Consider the following 15566-nt stretch of genomic DNA (forward strand, 5'->3'; position numbering starts at 1 on the left):
GATCAATCGAAAATTAAAATCTTATCAGCATTCAGGCAGGAATTCATGGGACAAAACCAATATTTGGTCATCGGAGGATCGGGAGAAGCGGGTCAAAGTGCAATCCTTTGCCTAAAGGATAAAGATCCATCTGCCTATATCATAACATCAACTACAACAAACGAACCTGTGTCGAATGCGGATCTTACATTTTTTGACAAAAAAGCAGAACCTGGACTTTCGGACAAAATTGTCGCAGATCTGAAAGCCCACAACATTCTACCAAGTTTTAAAGCCATCATCTACACACCTGCCCTCGGAGAAGTAGGGTTTCCGATAGCGGAGAGCAGTCCCAAACAAATTAAAGACACACTGGGAATTTGTTTGGATCCTATCCTGGAATTGGAGTTGGCTTTAAAACCTGAACTTATGGTCGCCTACTCTGCGTTTTACTGGCTTAGTCATACCTTGTCTTTTTACGGCTCCATGGGAATTGCTAAATACAAAGCGGACCTTTGGGCATTGGGAAATCCAAAAAACAGAAAAATTGTTAGAGCAGGAACTTTTTTCTCTAAAAGTGTCAGAGGAATCTCAATTGTTCTCCAAAGAACAATGAAAAAAACAAACAACCCTGACCTCCTAACATTAAAAAGTCGATTTGAAAACTCCGATCAAAAGTTTATGGATTTTTTTCTTTCCTATGCATGGGAACATGAAAAAGAGGCGTTTCAATCTAGGTTCAATACTCCATACCGCCCCACAGAGAGAAAAGACCTAAGTCGGGGTTTGTCTTTGGCCTTAGGATCAAATGCACCGATAGTCACAGTTCTTGGAGATTGGTCCTGGGAAGAAACAGAACTGCCCAAAGTTCCTAATTGGTTTAGTCAATTCTAGTTGTTTTATTTTTCGAAATAACAAAAAATAGACCAATTGGTATACGGAGGCTGTATGCGTCGACTCATGTTTCGAAAAAAAGGAATTTTAGAATGGGAAGAGTTAAATCCACTTACCATCACTGCAGAAAACCAAGTAATCATAGAACCGGTCTCCATTGCACGTTGTGATTTAGATTTACCCATCCTTCGTGGAGAAACTCTGTTTCGCGCCCCCTTTCCCGTAGGACACGAGTTTGTTGGTAAAATCAAATTGGTCTCAGAAGATTTGGTTGGTTTGTATTCGCCAGGAATGACAGTGGCCGTTCCCTTTCAAATCTCCTGTGGATCTTGTCCTTCTTGTTTAAGTCACCATACTAATTCTTGCGAATCAGTTCCCTATACATCGGCTTTTGGAATGCCACCCGGTGCACAAAGTTTCGGTGGTGCCATTGCTGATGAAATCAAAATACCATTCGCTAAACAAATGCTATTCGAAGTAGATCAGAAAATAGATCCGGTAGGAATTGCAAGTCTTAGTGATAACATTGCCGAAGTTTGGAAATTGGCAGGAAGGTTTTTAAACCAAAAAAAAGATCCAAAGGTTCTTGTTGTGGGTGGTCTTGCCGGAAGTATTGGGCTTTATACTGCCCTATTTCTCCACCAAACAAAAAAAGCAGAAGTATTGTATGCGGATACTGATAAAACGAGAATCCAATTGGCAGAATCTTTGGGAATCCCAGTGGAACACTTTACTACCTTTACTAAACCAACAAATAAATATGATTTGGTTTGTGATGCTTCCGCAAACAAAGCGGGATGGGATTTTGCGGTTCGTTCCCTTGGTAAAAATGCTATTTTTAGTTCTGCCTCGATCTTTTGGACCAACCAATGGGAAATACCCTATTTAGAAATGTACAACCAAGGTGTCGAAATCCATCTGGGTCGAGTGGAATCCAAAGATTCAATGGAAGCACTTTACCCCTACATTCTCTCAGGAACCTTCACACCAGAAAAAATTGTCACAAGAACCGCTAACTTCAATGATGCGAAGGAAGCATGGCTCGAAGAATCCATCAAGTTAGTGATTACAAAATGAAATCAAGAAATTCCCAATTAAAAACTTTCCCCGGTTCACCGAACCGGTTCTATCATTTTTCGATTGGGTTACTTCTTATCGTTTTAACCTTTTTTTTACAAAATCTATATGCAGATTCTATTATAGAGCGTTTTCCACCACCAGATGGATTCCAGAGAGTTTCATTTCCCAATGATAGTTTTGCAACATACTTACAAAATTTTCCATTAAAACCACAAGGAAGTTCTGTTTTACTCTATGATGGTAGAACAAAAACAAACCAAGTGTATGCCGCTGTTTTGGACTTTCCCCTCCTTCGAGAGGATCTCATCCAATGTGCCGATGCCGTAATGAAACTAAGAGCCGAGTATTTTTATTCTTTAAAAGAATATGATAAAATCCAATTTAAGATTAGTAACGGAATGGACGTTGGATTTTCTCGTTTCGCTAAGGGAGAGAGAGTCCAAGTTAAGGGAAACAAAACCAATTGGAAAACTGGCAAATTCAAAAAAGGAACAGGCCGTGATGTATTCGATGAGTATTTGCGATTTATTTACAGTTATGCGGGAACCATTTCCTTAAAATCAGAACTTAAGAAAAAACAAATTAATGAATTAAAACCAGGGGACGTTTGGATTGAAGCAGGTTCCCCAGGACATGTGGTTCTGATTGTAGACCAAGTAACAGGAAAAGATGGACAAACTTTATTTCTTCTGGCACAAAGTTATATGCCTTCCCAAGAAATGCACATTCTGAAATCGGAAAACAAATATTCCCCTTGGTTTGCAATTCCTAAAAACCAAACCTTTCAAACTCCAGAATGGGAATTTCCGGCAAAAGAAATTTATGGATTTGTAAAATGAAATACTGGTTACTATTATTTATCGTATTTGGCGCTAGTCTCTCAGCAGAAACCTACGAAGACGAAGTCAATCGTTCGATTGAATCCATTCGAACCATTAAAGATTCTGAGGACAAAAAGGAAATTGAAGAATTCAATTTTCTAATGGATGCTAACTGGAAAAAATTTTCCGAAAAAAAATCTGTATCCATTCCCATCATCCAAACAAAGTTAAAAGAAGAACTAAACTCAATAACACCGAACCAAATGTTGCTCTTAGACTTAAGTTGGTATTTAGCAGTTTCTGATCCCAACCAAGAACAAATCAATCTCATAGCAAAAACATTTGAAACTATTGATTTTCGAAATCCAACCATAGTTCAAAATACACAACAGTATTTCCGTTTAGCCTTATTCCTCAGCGAAAAACAAATTCCAGGTTTTTTAAACTTAATTGATCAAAGATTTTTACGAAACGAAAGTAGATCTTTTTTCATTCCACAACACATCAGTATGGTCGATGCCCATGCACAAAGAACTCATCTTTATGGTATTTATGGAAATCAAAGTGTTCCCCATTTAATCAATCTGCTAAAAATAGAAAAAAATACAAAACTAAGACAATCGATCACAAGTATCCTTAGACGGATTTGTACACCTGACTGTGCCAATGACATTTATGAAATGTTAGAAACAGAACAAGACCATACCACATTTGTAAACGGAACTTATATTTTATTAGATAATGCCGGTCCTGTCGGAAAGGAATTGTATTTAAAACTAAAACCTAAATCCCTTTCTAAAGAAACAGAGGATTACTTTTTTAGCGAAAAGATATACGTAAAAAATCAAAGTTATCATTTTTTTATCGAAAAAATGAAAAAGAAATATGGAGAAAGTTCCAATGATTTTTCAGATTCGAAACTGCTCGCCGAAATAGAAAAGATGATTCAAAATCAGGGAGCAAGTCAAACCATTCATCCATTAGATTTTTTTTCTAATTCCATTGAAAAACAAATCCTTATCGATAAACTCATCGAAACACGAAGAAAATGTTTTTTACGAATCAATCGTCACGGAATGGAAGACATTGATATCAACAACTTCATTCTAAACACAATCTACTACAAAGACCAAATTACAGATGACACAATTTAAAAACATTGCTGTATATTGTGGCTCTTCTCCTGGACAAAATCCTTATTATATGACCGCTGCATTTGAATTAGGTGAATATTTAGGTTCAAACCAAATTGGATTGGTATATGGGGGAGCAAGTGTCGGCCTTATGGGAGCGGTGGCCAACGGATGTTTATCAAAAAATGGATCAGTTATAGGTGTTTTGCCAAAGTTTCTAAAAAAGAAAGAAATTGAACATAACAAACTAAACCAACTCATCCTAGTCGACAGTATGCACGAAAGAAAATTAAAAATGTTTGATTTGTCGGATGCCTTTGTAGTCTTACCAGGTGGGTTTGGAACCATGGAAGAATTCTTCGAAGTCATCACCTGGTCTCAATTAGGTTTACATCACAAACCCATCATCATCCTTAATTGGCTTGGTTTTTACAATCCCCTCCTAACACTAATGCAAAATATGGTGACTTCAGGATTCTTAAAGAAAGAAAATGCCGCCCTCGTACAAGTTCTAGAATCGTCAAAAGATCTACTTTCTGCCTTACAAAACTATTCACCGTCTAAGACGGAGAAATGGTTGTCCGAAGATACCGTCTAAGATTCTATTACCAATAGGCAATTGAACATGCGAAATCCGTTATATGTTTTTATAAGTTTCATTTTGGTAGGAACTATTTTTGCCAATTGGGGAGTTGTAGCAAATCCAAGAAATGATGGATACGGTGCCAGACAAGGAAACCAAGAATCCAGACTCACACCACTGAACCAACTTTCCCCCGAAGCCAACCGAATCCTCAATGCCCCACCACCAACGCAGCACCAAGTCACCACTTTTGAAAGCCGAGTCACAGACCGCACTGCCTACCCATACATTCAAACCACTTTGAACTTTGTGAAAGGCCATCTTTCCTATAAGGCATTTTTATCCGATGGACAAGAAATTTCTTATTCCACTCGAGGTGAACATATCTGGCATTCTCAGTGTTACGGAGATCTTTGTGTATTAGTAACCAACAAAAACTTGTTAGGTGTTAGTAATTCAAGCACAGAATGGGAAAAAGGACATCATTTTGGTGAGGAACGTTACCAAATTGCGATAGGGCATAAAGCTGCCTTAGTGATTAGCGAAAGAAAATTATATTTGTTTAATAGTTATACCAACCATTGGGAAACCATTAGCCTAGAACAAGAAATCATTCGTTCCTTTGCCAATCTTTATGACAAAGTTGCGATCACTACAACTCGCCGAATGATTGTGATTGATTTACCATCAGAAACTCAATTCGAAGAAAACTTATTACTTCGAGGTATCTATCAATTTGAAATGCGTGATGCCTTTATCAACTTTTATTCTGGAGATAAACTCTGGATGTTTCGTTACCAAACACAAAATTTCGAGGAAGTGGATTTAACAGACTGAGCGATTGAAGAAGGGGGGCGCCTCGCATTGGTTTGGTGAACCTATATCAATCAATCACACGACCGCGCTTTCCGCTACAATCGCTGGCGCGGGGAAAACTTTAGATTCAAAGTAAAGATCAACTGATGTTAGCAGTCTCACAAAGAACTGATACGTTTCTTCCAGTTTATTTGAATAGAGAAGAAAAAATCAAAACTTAAATGGAACCTTTTTTGATGATACCATACGAATATTTATAATTTAAAATAAGGACGATAGGCTCCATTTGCTAGTGATACTGTCTGTTCGAATAAATTTCTTAGTACTCCAACATTATTTTTTAAACTATTTTGATTAACACTCAAAACTTGTTCAATGGTTTCAACTAACTTCTCTGGTTGTTTTAGCGCATCCTCCAATACTTTGATGGCGTTTTTATCTCCCATTGAATAAAGTTCATTGATTGCAAACAATGCATCTACAATGTTTTTTAAAGCACGTGAAATGCATCCCACTGTATTATAAAGATCTGATTTTTTAGCAAATTTATCAGCTTGCCAAAGAGTAAACTCAGCCGACCATAATGAATTCTGAATGATGGTTTGTTTCAATTTTAAAGGATAATCCTTTACCTCATTTTTTAACTTTTGAATGATATTTTCTGGATCATAAAGCGGAATACAATAATGAGTTTCTGCTAAATAAATTACTGATGAAAAACCATAAGGAGGTTGTTGTTCGTAGTCGTTTTCAAAAATTCCATTTTTTGAACTTTCTATTGTTCTTTTGATTTGATCAATGTTTTTATATAAAAGGTCAACTTCCCCTGAAGTTGTATGAATCCACGCCCCACCATTTACCCAAGTCCCCCAAACATAAAAATCTGTAACGGTTAAGGTATCATCAATTTGGTATTTTTTACTGATATTTTTGATCCCTTCAATACTAAATGGAGTTTTCTCATGATAATAGATTCCAATGTCTAAATCAGAATTTTCATTGGCGTTTCCTGTAGAATAAGAACCTCCGAGAACAAGAGCAACGACGCCATCCAACTGCTTTAAATCATCTACAATATCACCAAGTATCTTTTGTTTGTTTTCAGGAATTTGCATTTTAGGATATGTCCTTTCCAGTATGTATCATCAATTTGATGCTGGCTTTATCTTTTCGAAATATACAAAAAATCCTCAATCGATTGGTATCTCAATAAATATTTTGCTGTCATAAACACAAAACATCCAAAGGGAATTTGTGTAATCAAACCTAACAAAATAGGATGATTTGCCGTGATTAAGCCATAACCAAGATTCAGAGAAATATCAAAAATCATAATGATTACGGCGAGGGCAACCGCATATTTGTATTTCAGAAAAAACAATAAAATGACCAACGGATCGAAAACAACTAACGAAGTCCAAAAAACATTCAATAAAAATGGAGCAAAGGAATAACCAAGAAATCCCATAGTAACTACGTCTCTCGTATGAGTCAGAGTCCCAACGGAGAATCCAAACAAATAGACAATGAAGATGAGAAGGTGCTTTTTGTTGGTTTTCGAGGATTTCATTTTTGTATTCTAGGATCTAAGATACTTTTTCGGATGGTATATAACGAACGTTACCTCATCTCTACGCACATAGAAAACACAAAATTGAAAATCCAATCCGTCTAACAACCAATGTTTCCAGAAAGACCTGTTTGGATTTGGAAGGGGGATCCCGAATTTGCCCTATTACAACTTGTCCTATTAGTTCTATTCTTCTACCTTTCCTTTCGGATTAGCGCCTACCTCACACATAGAATCGAACTGATTCGAATGCATAGCAAACGTCTGGACCGGTTGGCATTTCGGGCAGGCTGCAGCAGAGAGGAACGAAACCTCCTCCAATCGTTTTACACCCAACTGGACAGACGCCACCGTGTTTTACTCGCACACAACCACGCCAAAGAATACCTCCGCCAACATTTGCTTCAGTTTATATCTTCTTTGGATGCAAAGGACTTCCCCGCTTTCCTTTCCCTGGTCTCAAAATTTTTAGGGACAGCAAACGATCCAAGACCACTGCTTAGCCTTCGCGAATTTGCCATTGTGCAGTGGGGGCCAAAAACTTATTTCGCACAAGTGGTTGATCCTGGTCTTGGAGAAGTTCGGCTGAGATTAGGATTACCTGCGGGCTCTCCTCCAAAGGCAACAAACGTGCAGGTCACCATCTTTCGAAACCCCAAAGGACTCCAAACCATTCGGGGAGGCGCAAGATGGGAGGCACCGGCCTCGTTTTACTTCCTGCCGAATCCCATGAATTGAAAAATTGACCAAATTCGATTCGCGCTTGAAAGATTCTTTCCAATAAAATTAATGTGACATAAGTCCATGAAGTGGAATCGCATCAATCAAAATGACGAATTGTTTTCCCTACTCTTCGTATTCCTGTTTTCCTTTACTTCCCTAATTTGGAACGGCAACTTCATGGTAAGAGGGATTGCCAGCTTTCAGGGTGTAGGCGATTTTTTTTCTGGGTCCTTTGATTCCTTCGGATCCCTAATCAAAAGTAGCTATAACAAACTCGAGTCTTTTGAACGTGTCAGAGAAGAGCGCGATTCTTGTTTGAACGTCATGGAAGAATACCGCCAACTTTCCAAAGATGTGGAAAGACTAAAAGCTGAGAACGCCATCCTCAGACAAGAGTTGAACTTCCCCCTCCATACAGATTACCCTTCCGTTCGGGCTGAAGTTTTGAGTGTTCGTTTGAATGCAATCTACCGAACCATCATCATCAATAAAGGTTCCGAAGTCGGAATCAAACCTTACATGCCAGTGGTCGCACGTGCCTTGGATGAAAAGGGAAAATTTACAGAAGCACTTGTGGGTAAAATCATTGCCGTATCGAAAGGTTCGGCCGTCATCCAACCCATCATTAATTCCAACTTTTCTATGGGAGTTGCCATTCCTGGAACCAATCTTTGGGCCTCACTTAATGGAAACAGTGGTCGCGGAACAGACGTTTTGTTAGATTATATTGACGCAGGGATTGTGATTGATCCCAAAGCCATTGGCAATTTTCCTATTGGTCCCAACCCACCTCCAACGTCGGCCAATACAATGTTTACCGAAGGATTTAGTAAAATTGGGAAAGCAGTGTTTAGTTCTGGTGGGTCGGGGGTTTTTCCTTCAGGGATTCCTGTGGGAACAATTATCGAAGAAGGCCCAAGAAATGGATCTTTTAAAACTGCCATCTTACGTCCGTTTGTTGAATTTGATAAACTTTTACATGTAATTGTTTTAAAGAAACAACCAGAAAAATGGCGTGAAGAATGGCCGGCAGAAAAAACAATTCAAATTGATGGACCATATTTTGGTGAAATCGATTTTCCTAAAGAAAAAGATTACAATAAAAAAGAGAAAGAAAAGGAGAAGAGACAAGGTAACTTTCCTTCCACTTTCGGAACTCCTCAATACACGAAACCATCTGTGAATACAAATGTACCTGATTCTACACCAACTGCTCCATCAACACCTTCCACACAAGAAGGACCTAAGGAGGTGGCGCCATGATTTTGGATAAACTTTTTATCATCATCGGATTACTGCTCTCTCACTTTTTAAATGGATCAAATTTGTTTGAATTGGGAAACGCAGTTCGACCAGACTTTATGGTGATCTTTGTTGTTTTTTTTGCCTTAAGAAAAGGCCCACTCTATGGACTCTGGCTTGGATTTTTTGGTGGCCTGCTCACCGATACTGCACTCGGTGGTGAAATTGGTGGAGACAATATTGTTTATTATAAAATTGGACTCCATTCCTTTTCCTATGCCATTATAGGATATATCGTTGGAAAGGTAATGCGATCTTCGTATACCGAAAATTATATATCGATTACCATTTATATACTTGGATTCACTCTTGTTTCAAGGATCATCACTTATTTATTATTTTTGATGTTCTTTCATTCCAACCAAAGTTATTCCTTTTTGTATGTGTCTTTGTACAATGCATTTATTGGGCCTGCACTATTCTTTTTGTTCTCCTGGGCATTCCGCTTAGATTCAGATGAGGTAAGGCAATGAGCCAATCGGCATCGGAATTTCGTTTAGAGACAAGTTTCCGTAAACGATTGTATTTTTTTACGGGGATGGTGGTATTCACCCTCACAGCATATATCCTTCAATTGTTCAATTTACAAATTGTCCAAGGAAGTGAGAACTCATTAAAAGCCGAACGTTTTGTCCGCAGAAGTGAGTCTATTCCCGCCGACCGCGGGAATATTTTTGATCGTAATTTTCTCACTCCCGAAACAAGCCAACCTCTTGTTTCCAACTCCGCGTCTCTCGATGTCATTCTGAATACAAGTTTACTTAAGAATGATCCAAGAAAGGTGAAGGATTTTATTTACAAATTCTGTGAAGCCCTTTCTATCCCGATCGTTTATTACGAAAAAGAACTTCAAGATTCGCGAATGATTAAAAAAATTCGTTCACGTGAACCATTTGTCCTTTTAGAAGGAATCTCACGTGAACAACAAGAACGAATTCTTGTTTTAGATAATATCAATAAATACGTCTATTTAGTTTCTTCACCGGCACGTGTTTACCATATGGGACCTGCTCTCTCACATGTGACTGGTTATGTGGGAAAACCAACAACAAGTGATCTACAAGAAAAAGAAATCAAAACCTACCAACTTATTGGTAAAGGTGGAATTGAATCTCTTTATGACACTACCCTTCGTGGCCAAGATGGATTTCGAATCCAAAAAAGAAACACGGAAGGAAATATCGAGGAAGAACGTGTTATCGAACATTCTGTTCCAGGAAACAACTTAATATTAACCATCGATCGTGATATGCAAATTGCCGCCTATCGTGCGCTAAAGGGTGTTCGCGGAACGGTTCTAGCAATCAAAGCAACTACCGGCGAAGTACTAGCGATGGCCTCCAACCCTTCTTACGATCCCAATATCCTTTCAGGAAAAAACAAATTAGATCGTTCTAACCACTTTACGCGCGTTACGAATAACGGCGGTTTTTTAAATTTAGCCATTCAATCTAGGTTTCCACCTGCTTCCACGTTCAAAACCCTTGTAGGTCTTGCAGCCATGGAAAGTGAACATAAAATCAATTTTGATCCCAAACAAACCTTTTCTTGCCCAGCAAACTTTACATTGAAATCAACATTCAAAGGTGTACCAGACCAAGTATTTTATAACTGGGACAAAAAAAATCACGGGGATCTGAACTTGGCCCAAGCTTTGGAAAAATCCAATTCTGTATATTTTTACCAATTAGGATATAAATTAGGTGCCGAACCAATCCTCGCCTATTGTAGGTTATTTGGTTTAGATAAAAAAACAGGAATTGACCTTCCAGGGGAAGCCACTGGTTTTATTCCTAGCTCAGATTGGAAAAAAAGAACTTATGGAAACAAATGGTTTGATGGAGATACAGTAAACCTTTCCATCGGACAAGGTTTTATCTCTGTGACTCCCATTGAGATGGCTCTATTTTATATGGCCGTAGTTAATAATGGAAAAATCTATAAACCTTATGTAGTCTCCGAAATCAGAAGTCCTCTCGACAATTCCCTTATCCAAAAAACAGAACCAACAATTTTGAGAGACATTCCACTCAAACGTTCTACTGTGGAAGCGCTGAAAGAAGGTTTGTATTTAGTTGGATATTCAGGAACGGCTTCTGGTGTTCTCAACTCACCTACACTTCCAGAAATTGCTGGTAAAACAGGAACTGCCCAAACTAGAAGAAGGGGAGCCTCTTCCTCAAACCATGCTTGGTTTATTGGTTATGCTCCAGTGAATGCACCTCCCGAGAAACAGATATTAGTTGCAGCTTTCGTAGAATACGGTGTCGGTGGTGCTGCATCCGCTGCTCCTGCCGCAAGAGAAGTATTTAAAGCAGCTTTTCCGCCCGGATCTTTCCCAAGAACGGATAGAACACGTGCTAAATCCATGGAAGAAGAAGCACCCGTTGAACAAGAGGCATTTTAATGGCTGATCGCAATACAGAAAAACTCGATTTTTTTCTCATCTTCTCTGTTGTCCTCGTGGCAATGGCAGGAGTTCTCACATTATACACACAAGAAGCCAACACAGCAGATGGACTGGGTCGATGGTATAAACAATTCACCTTTGTGTTTGTGGGACTTATCTCTATGTGGTTTATGTCAAGGATCAACTACCAACTAATTGGATCCTATGCTCTTTTCATTTATATTTTTTCCATAGTCTTACTTGTAATCACACTGATACCTGGAATTGGATATCTTCCTTCGGGTCGTGGTGCTCGGTCTTGGTTAAAACTAGGTCCTATCACTCTCCAGGCGTCTGAGTTTTCCAAATTGGCAACAGTGATTTTACTTGGCCAGTATTTGGTTTTAAAAGAAAAAGAAATGCACAAAATAACAGTACTCATTGTACCGTTTATCATTTGTTTGGTGCCGATGCTTTTTATCATTTTGCAACCGGACTTTGGAACTGCAGTTTCATTTTTACCAATGTTATTCACAATGTTGTATTTAGGTGGGGCAGATATTTTACACGTTGGTTCCCTACTTACCTTTGGTGGAATCTCACTCATGGTTCCTATGTATCTTGCCTACTCTCAACTAACACTGATTCAACCATTGGTTGATTTATTACGTAAGGACAACAAAACAGAACTGGTATCGATCGTAAACCAACTCCAAGGTAAAATTTGGCTGATTTTGGATGGTAAAAAAGTATCTGGATTGACTTTACCTGGAATCGAAAATCCAAAAAATCTACAGATGATCCGAGAAGCAGCAGAAATTGTAAAAGATGAGTATGCTAGTGTAGGATATAAGATTCTTTCGAACGAAGCCTTTATGTTTGGTCTTGGTGGAACACTGGCTCTGATTAGTTTGGTGATGATTTTTATCCGAATTGCACGTGGTTCTAAACACCTTAGAAACTACTACATCACGATTGGAATTTTAGGACTTTCCATCCTCTCGGCCATCGCCGTTCACAAATCCATTCCTTTCCGAGAAAACCAAGTCATTCGTCTCACTGCATTTTTAAATCCTGATCAGTTCAAACAAGGTGCGGGTTACCAACTCCGAGCCTCCAAACCAGCAGTTGGTTCTGGAAAGGTATTTGGTAAGGGACTCTTCCATGGTGAGATGACAGAAGGAAGAATTCCTCATGTTCCTGAATCGGGAACAGACTTTATCTTTGCTTCCTGGGCCGAACAAACAGGATTTTTTGGAAGTGTACTCCTTTTGTTTTTCTTAATGTCAATCCCACTCCGAGGTCTACAAATTAGTTTTGAAAGTAAAGACAGATTTGGATCACTTCTTGCTGCAGGAATTGTAGCGATGATATTTTTCCATATCGCCATCAATGTAGGGATTGTTATCGGGTTACTCCCTGTAACAGGTGTTCCACTCACTTTTATGAGTTATGGAGGATCCCATTTGGTGATGGCGATGACTGCTGTAGGAATCATCCTTTCGATCAAAAAACGTAAGTTTGCGAACTAAGAACCACAATGAAACCAACCAAAAAAGTATTGGGGGCAGAAGAGTTTTTTCAGACCAAAATCAAATTAGAAAATGAATTGATTCGTCTGGAAGAACTGGAAAGAGATTCGAAAAATTGTATTACGAATATGGTCCAACTTTCGGAAACATTGATTCAAATCTCTCAAACAAACGAGTCTCCTTACTTTTTACAAAGAAGCAAACGTCTTAGTATAGAAATCCATAAGTTCCAAATCAAAAACGAATACAAACAAAAAGAATTCGATTCTTTATTTCATATCTTAGACAAAATCAAATCAGAAGACAAAATTGAGTTTTTAGATTCTGCCCTAAAAAACCGCATCACTCGTATTGCCCAACATATTGTAGAAAAAAAGAGAACACCAATTACATCACAAAATCTAAAAGGCAAATTAGTTTTTATTTGTTATGTGTTAGAGGGTGTAAATTTTTTAATCCCTAAAAAAAGTTACCGCATCCTCAGAGATATTCCGGCATTCAAAAAACAATTAAAGATAGGAGAAAAGTCTGTTCCTTTATTTCCAGGACCTGGATTTGTTCTCATGGAAGAAGGTGAAAAAAAACAAAAGAATGTGATTCTTATGAAAGACTCATCAAAGAAAGAACATGGATTCTATTTTGATGAATTGAAAGAAGATTGGGCAGTATCCAAAACATCTTTAGAAGGATTACTCGAAAAAGATTCTACCAACGGACAAGTTTTAGGAAAAATCAAACGAAAAGGAAAGTTGTATCATTTAGTTAAAATTTAATACTTTGATACATGTGTTTTTGTCGTTTCCTAGTTGGCCTTTTAACTCCTCTAGTCCACTGAACTTTTTTTCATCTCGAATCTTTTGTACAATTTCCAATTCAACTTCTTTATCATACAAATCTCCATCAAAATCAAAGACATTCACTTCCACATGAAGTCCCAATCCATCAAAAGTTGGGTTATGGCCGATGTTAACCATCCCTTTATGGTCATGTCCATCAAACTTCGCAAAACAAGCGTAAACGCCAATAGCAGGAAGTAATTTATCCTCTGGAACTTTAATATTTGCAGTGGGAAATCCAATTGTCCTTCCTCGTTTGGCTCCTTGCGTAACAAAACCGGAAATATGGTAGTTTCTTCCTAAAAGAATTTTGGCCTCTTCCATTTCACCCTTTTCCAAAAATCCACGAATGAGAGAAGAGGAGATTTTGCTTTCTTTTTTTAAGACGGCTTCTTTTAATTCGACCGCATAACCATATTTAGTTTTATTTGAATCTAGAAGTGCGAAGTCACCACGACGTTGTGCTCCAAAAAAATGATTGTAACCGATTACGATATGTTTTGCGTTCAAAGTTTGGATCATAATTTTTTCTAAAAAATCTTCTGCAGACATTTTAGAAAGTTCCAAAGTAAAATCCAAAACAATCAAGTAGTCGATTCCGAATCCACTAATGAGTTCTTCTTTTTCCTTTTCGGAAGATAAATATTTAAAATTTGGTTTTTTGCCAAGAACCACAGAAGGGTTGGGGTAATAGGTGACAACCACGGACGGGATGCCCAGTTCTTTTGCTTTTTCCACAGTCCGAAGGAGTAAGGTCTGGTGTCCTACATGGATTCCATCGAAGTTGCCGAGAGTCATGGAGGAGCCATTTTGAAACTCGTTTTGGATCGATTCTAAAGAGCGAATAATTTTCAAAGGGGGACTTGTCTCGTAATCCGATACTTGTACTAGGTGCTTCCATTGAAACTACGAATCCTTCTCCTTACGGCAATCTTTTTATCATGCTTTGGTTCGGTGTTCGCATCAGACTCACAAATTCCCAAACAAGAATTTGGATTGGAAGAAGGTCTACTCCCCGAAGACATTGCCACCTACCCTGAATTAAAAACCTGGGCCATTTACCAATCCTATGAATTGGAACCAGATGCACCTCACCTCGGCCTCCAAGATTACATTTGCCGGATGGTTCCGGAAACCGGGCTTCGTTTCCTTTTAGAAAAAACCATTGTTTCGAAATCCACAGTTTATCTCTATTTGGACATAACTCGGTATAGACCCCTCAAAGGATCCAAATTCAAACCGAGAAAACTAAACATCCTTGTGAATGGAAGGCCCAAACTTTCTATTTATGCGGACAGAAACCAAAGTTTTCCCAATCCCGTGGAAATTTCTTTAGAACCATCTGAATATCCGGATGGAAAGATCAATGTAGACCTCGTCCCAAGCAATAACTCACTAGGAAGGTTTTGGGGGGTTTGGGATGCGTTTGTATTGGAAAATCGACTAAGTGCGAAAGATTAAAAAGAAATGACTAAACTGCGTATTTTTCGCGGTATTCGTCTTCGCTAATGGTTTGGAAGTAACTAGTAAGACCTGCTACTTTGAAAACCTTCTCAATGGCCGGTTTCATATTAGCAATGGAAAACTTTCCCTTCAGTTCCTGGACATAATTCAACTGTTTGATGAGCATTCCAATTCCAGAGGAATCAATATAATTGAGTTTCTCTAAATTGATGATGACATGTAGATTTTCAGTTGGTTGGGTGGGAACATTGGTTTCCAGGAAGTTTTTAAAATCCAGGGAAGTGTAAATGTCCAAACTTCCAGAAATGCTGATCACATAGGCGTCTGCATTTTTTTTTAGATTTATTTCCATGGGAGACCTTCCGCAAGGATCGGGTTTTTGCGTTTTTTATCAACCTTATTTTTAACAAATTAATGATTTCATTTCAAAAGTCGAAAATATAT

17 protein-coding genes are annotated in these 15566 nt (G+C 38.3%); 13 read left to right on the forward strand and 4 right to left on the reverse strand.

What is annotated here, in order from left to right; translation table 11 throughout:
- Positions 1–45 precede the first annotated feature (45 nt).
- From EHQ49_RS11285 to EHQ49_RS11310, 6 genes are read left to right on the forward strand one after another with little or no spacing between them, the layout of a single operon-like run.
- On the forward strand, positions 46–873 hold the full coding sequence (locus EHQ49_RS11285; RefSeq protein ID WP_135579438.1) for a hypothetical protein: 828 nt from the start codon (positions 46–48) through the stop codon (positions 871–873).
- Positions 874–927: 54 nt separating this feature from the next.
- Entirely contained in the window at positions 928–1950 is a 1023-nt protein-coding gene (locus tag EHQ49_RS11290) for a zinc-dependent alcohol dehydrogenase (protein WP_135579440.1), read from the forward strand.
- The gene (locus tag EHQ49_RS11295; RefSeq protein WP_135579442.1) at positions 1947–2792 is read left to right on the forward strand and encodes a DUF4846 domain-containing protein; all 846 of its coding nucleotides are present in this window, start codon (positions 1947–1949) and stop codon (positions 2790–2792) included. Before EHQ49_RS11290 ends, EHQ49_RS11295 begins: the two co-directional genes overlap by 4 nt.
- A complete protein-coding gene (locus tag EHQ49_RS11300) occupies positions 2789–3928 on the forward strand; it encodes a hypothetical protein (protein WP_135579444.1) in 1140 nt (379 codons plus the stop codon). Before EHQ49_RS11295 ends, EHQ49_RS11300 begins: the two co-directional genes overlap by 4 nt.
- Positions 3915–4505, forward strand: coding sequence for an LOG family protein (locus EHQ49_RS11305; protein ID WP_135579446.1), 591 nt, complete (start codon positions 3915–3917; stop codon positions 4503–4505). Before EHQ49_RS11300 ends, EHQ49_RS11305 begins: the two co-directional genes overlap by 14 nt.
- Before the next feature lie 27 nt (positions 4506–4532).
- Positions 4533–5327: a hypothetical protein gene (locus tag EHQ49_RS11310; protein ID WP_135579448.1), complete on the forward strand. Its 795-nt coding sequence runs from the start codon at positions 4533–4535 to the stop codon at positions 5325–5327.
- A gap of 233 nt (positions 5328–5560) precedes the next feature.
- Here the strand turns inward: EHQ49_RS11310 and EHQ49_RS11315 are convergent, their stop codons facing one another.
- Both EHQ49_RS11315 and EHQ49_RS11320 read right to left on the reverse strand, forming a co-directional pair.
- Positions 5561–6421, reverse strand: a complete 861-nt coding sequence (locus tag EHQ49_RS11315; RefSeq protein ID WP_135579450.1) for a nucleotidyltransferase domain-containing protein — start codon at positions 6419–6421, stop codon at positions 5561–5563.
- Positions 6422–6468: 47 nt separating this feature from the next.
- Positions 6469–6876 carry a hypothetical protein gene (locus tag EHQ49_RS11320; protein WP_135579452.1) on the reverse strand — a complete coding sequence of 136 codons (408 nt, stop codon included), beginning with the start codon at positions 6874–6876 and terminating at the stop codon, positions 6469–6471.
- A 111-nt stretch (positions 6877–6987) separates the two neighbouring features.
- Between EHQ49_RS11320 and EHQ49_RS11325 the strand changes: the two genes are divergently transcribed.
- The 6 genes from EHQ49_RS11325 to EHQ49_RS11350 all read left to right on the forward strand — a co-directional run bounded on the left by EHQ49_RS11325 (position 6988) and on the right by EHQ49_RS11350 (position 13595).
- Complete coding sequence (locus EHQ49_RS11325; RefSeq protein ID WP_135579454.1) at positions 6988–7614, forward strand: hypothetical protein; 627 nt, start codon at positions 6988–6990, stop codon at positions 7612–7614.
- 66 nt (positions 7615–7680) lie between these two features.
- Positions 7681–8862 (forward strand): rod shape-determining protein MreC, encoded by a 1182-nt coding sequence (gene mreC / locus EHQ49_RS11330; RefSeq protein ID WP_135579456.1) that lies wholly within the window; start codon positions 7681–7683, stop codon positions 8860–8862.
- Complete coding sequence (gene mreD, locus EHQ49_RS11335; protein ID WP_135579458.1) at positions 8859–9374, forward strand: rod shape-determining protein MreD; 516 nt, start codon at positions 8859–8861, stop codon at positions 9372–9374. The genes mreC and mreD overlap by 4 nt, the downstream gene beginning before the upstream one ends.
- On the forward strand, positions 9371–11308 hold the full coding sequence (gene mrdA / locus EHQ49_RS11340; protein WP_135579460.1) for a penicillin-binding protein 2: 1938 nt from the start codon (positions 9371–9373) through the stop codon (positions 11306–11308). The genes mreD and mrdA overlap by 4 nt, the downstream gene beginning before the upstream one ends.
- Complete coding sequence (gene rodA, locus EHQ49_RS11345) at positions 11308–12822, forward strand: rod shape-determining protein RodA (RefSeq protein ID WP_135579462.1); 1515 nt, start codon at positions 11308–11310, stop codon at positions 12820–12822. Before mrdA ends, rodA begins: the two co-directional genes overlap by 1 nt.
- Positions 12823–12830: 8 nt before the next feature.
- Complete coding sequence (locus tag EHQ49_RS11350) at positions 12831–13595, forward strand: hypothetical protein (RefSeq protein ID WP_135579464.1); 765 nt, start codon at positions 12831–12833, stop codon at positions 13593–13595.
- Here the strand turns inward: EHQ49_RS11350 and EHQ49_RS11355 are convergent.
- Entirely contained in the window at positions 13581–14513 is a 933-nt protein-coding gene (locus EHQ49_RS11355; protein ID WP_135579466.1) for a bifunctional riboflavin kinase/FAD synthetase, read from the reverse strand. The genes EHQ49_RS11350 and EHQ49_RS11355 overlap by 15 nt on opposite strands.
- Before the next feature lie 36 nt (positions 14514–14549).
- Here EHQ49_RS11355 and EHQ49_RS11360 point away from each other — a divergent pair, with 36 nt between their 5' ends.
- On the forward strand, positions 14550–15119 hold the full coding sequence (locus tag EHQ49_RS11360) for an LIC10729 family protein (RefSeq protein ID WP_244241457.1): 570 nt from the start codon (positions 14550–14552) through the stop codon (positions 15117–15119).
- 10 nt (positions 15120–15129) lie between these two features.
- Here the strand turns inward: EHQ49_RS11360 and EHQ49_RS11365 are convergent, their stop codons facing one another.
- Positions 15130–15474, reverse strand: coding sequence for an STAS domain-containing protein (locus EHQ49_RS11365; RefSeq protein ID WP_135579470.1), 345 nt, complete (start codon positions 15472–15474; stop codon positions 15130–15132).
- Between the last annotated feature and the right edge of the window lie 92 nt (positions 15475–15566).

The sequence above is a fragment of the Leptospira perdikensis genome (genome assembly GCF_004769575.1).
GTDB classification, from domain to species: domain Bacteria; phylum Spirochaetota; class Leptospiria; order Leptospirales; family Leptospiraceae; genus Leptospira_A; species Leptospira_A perdikensis.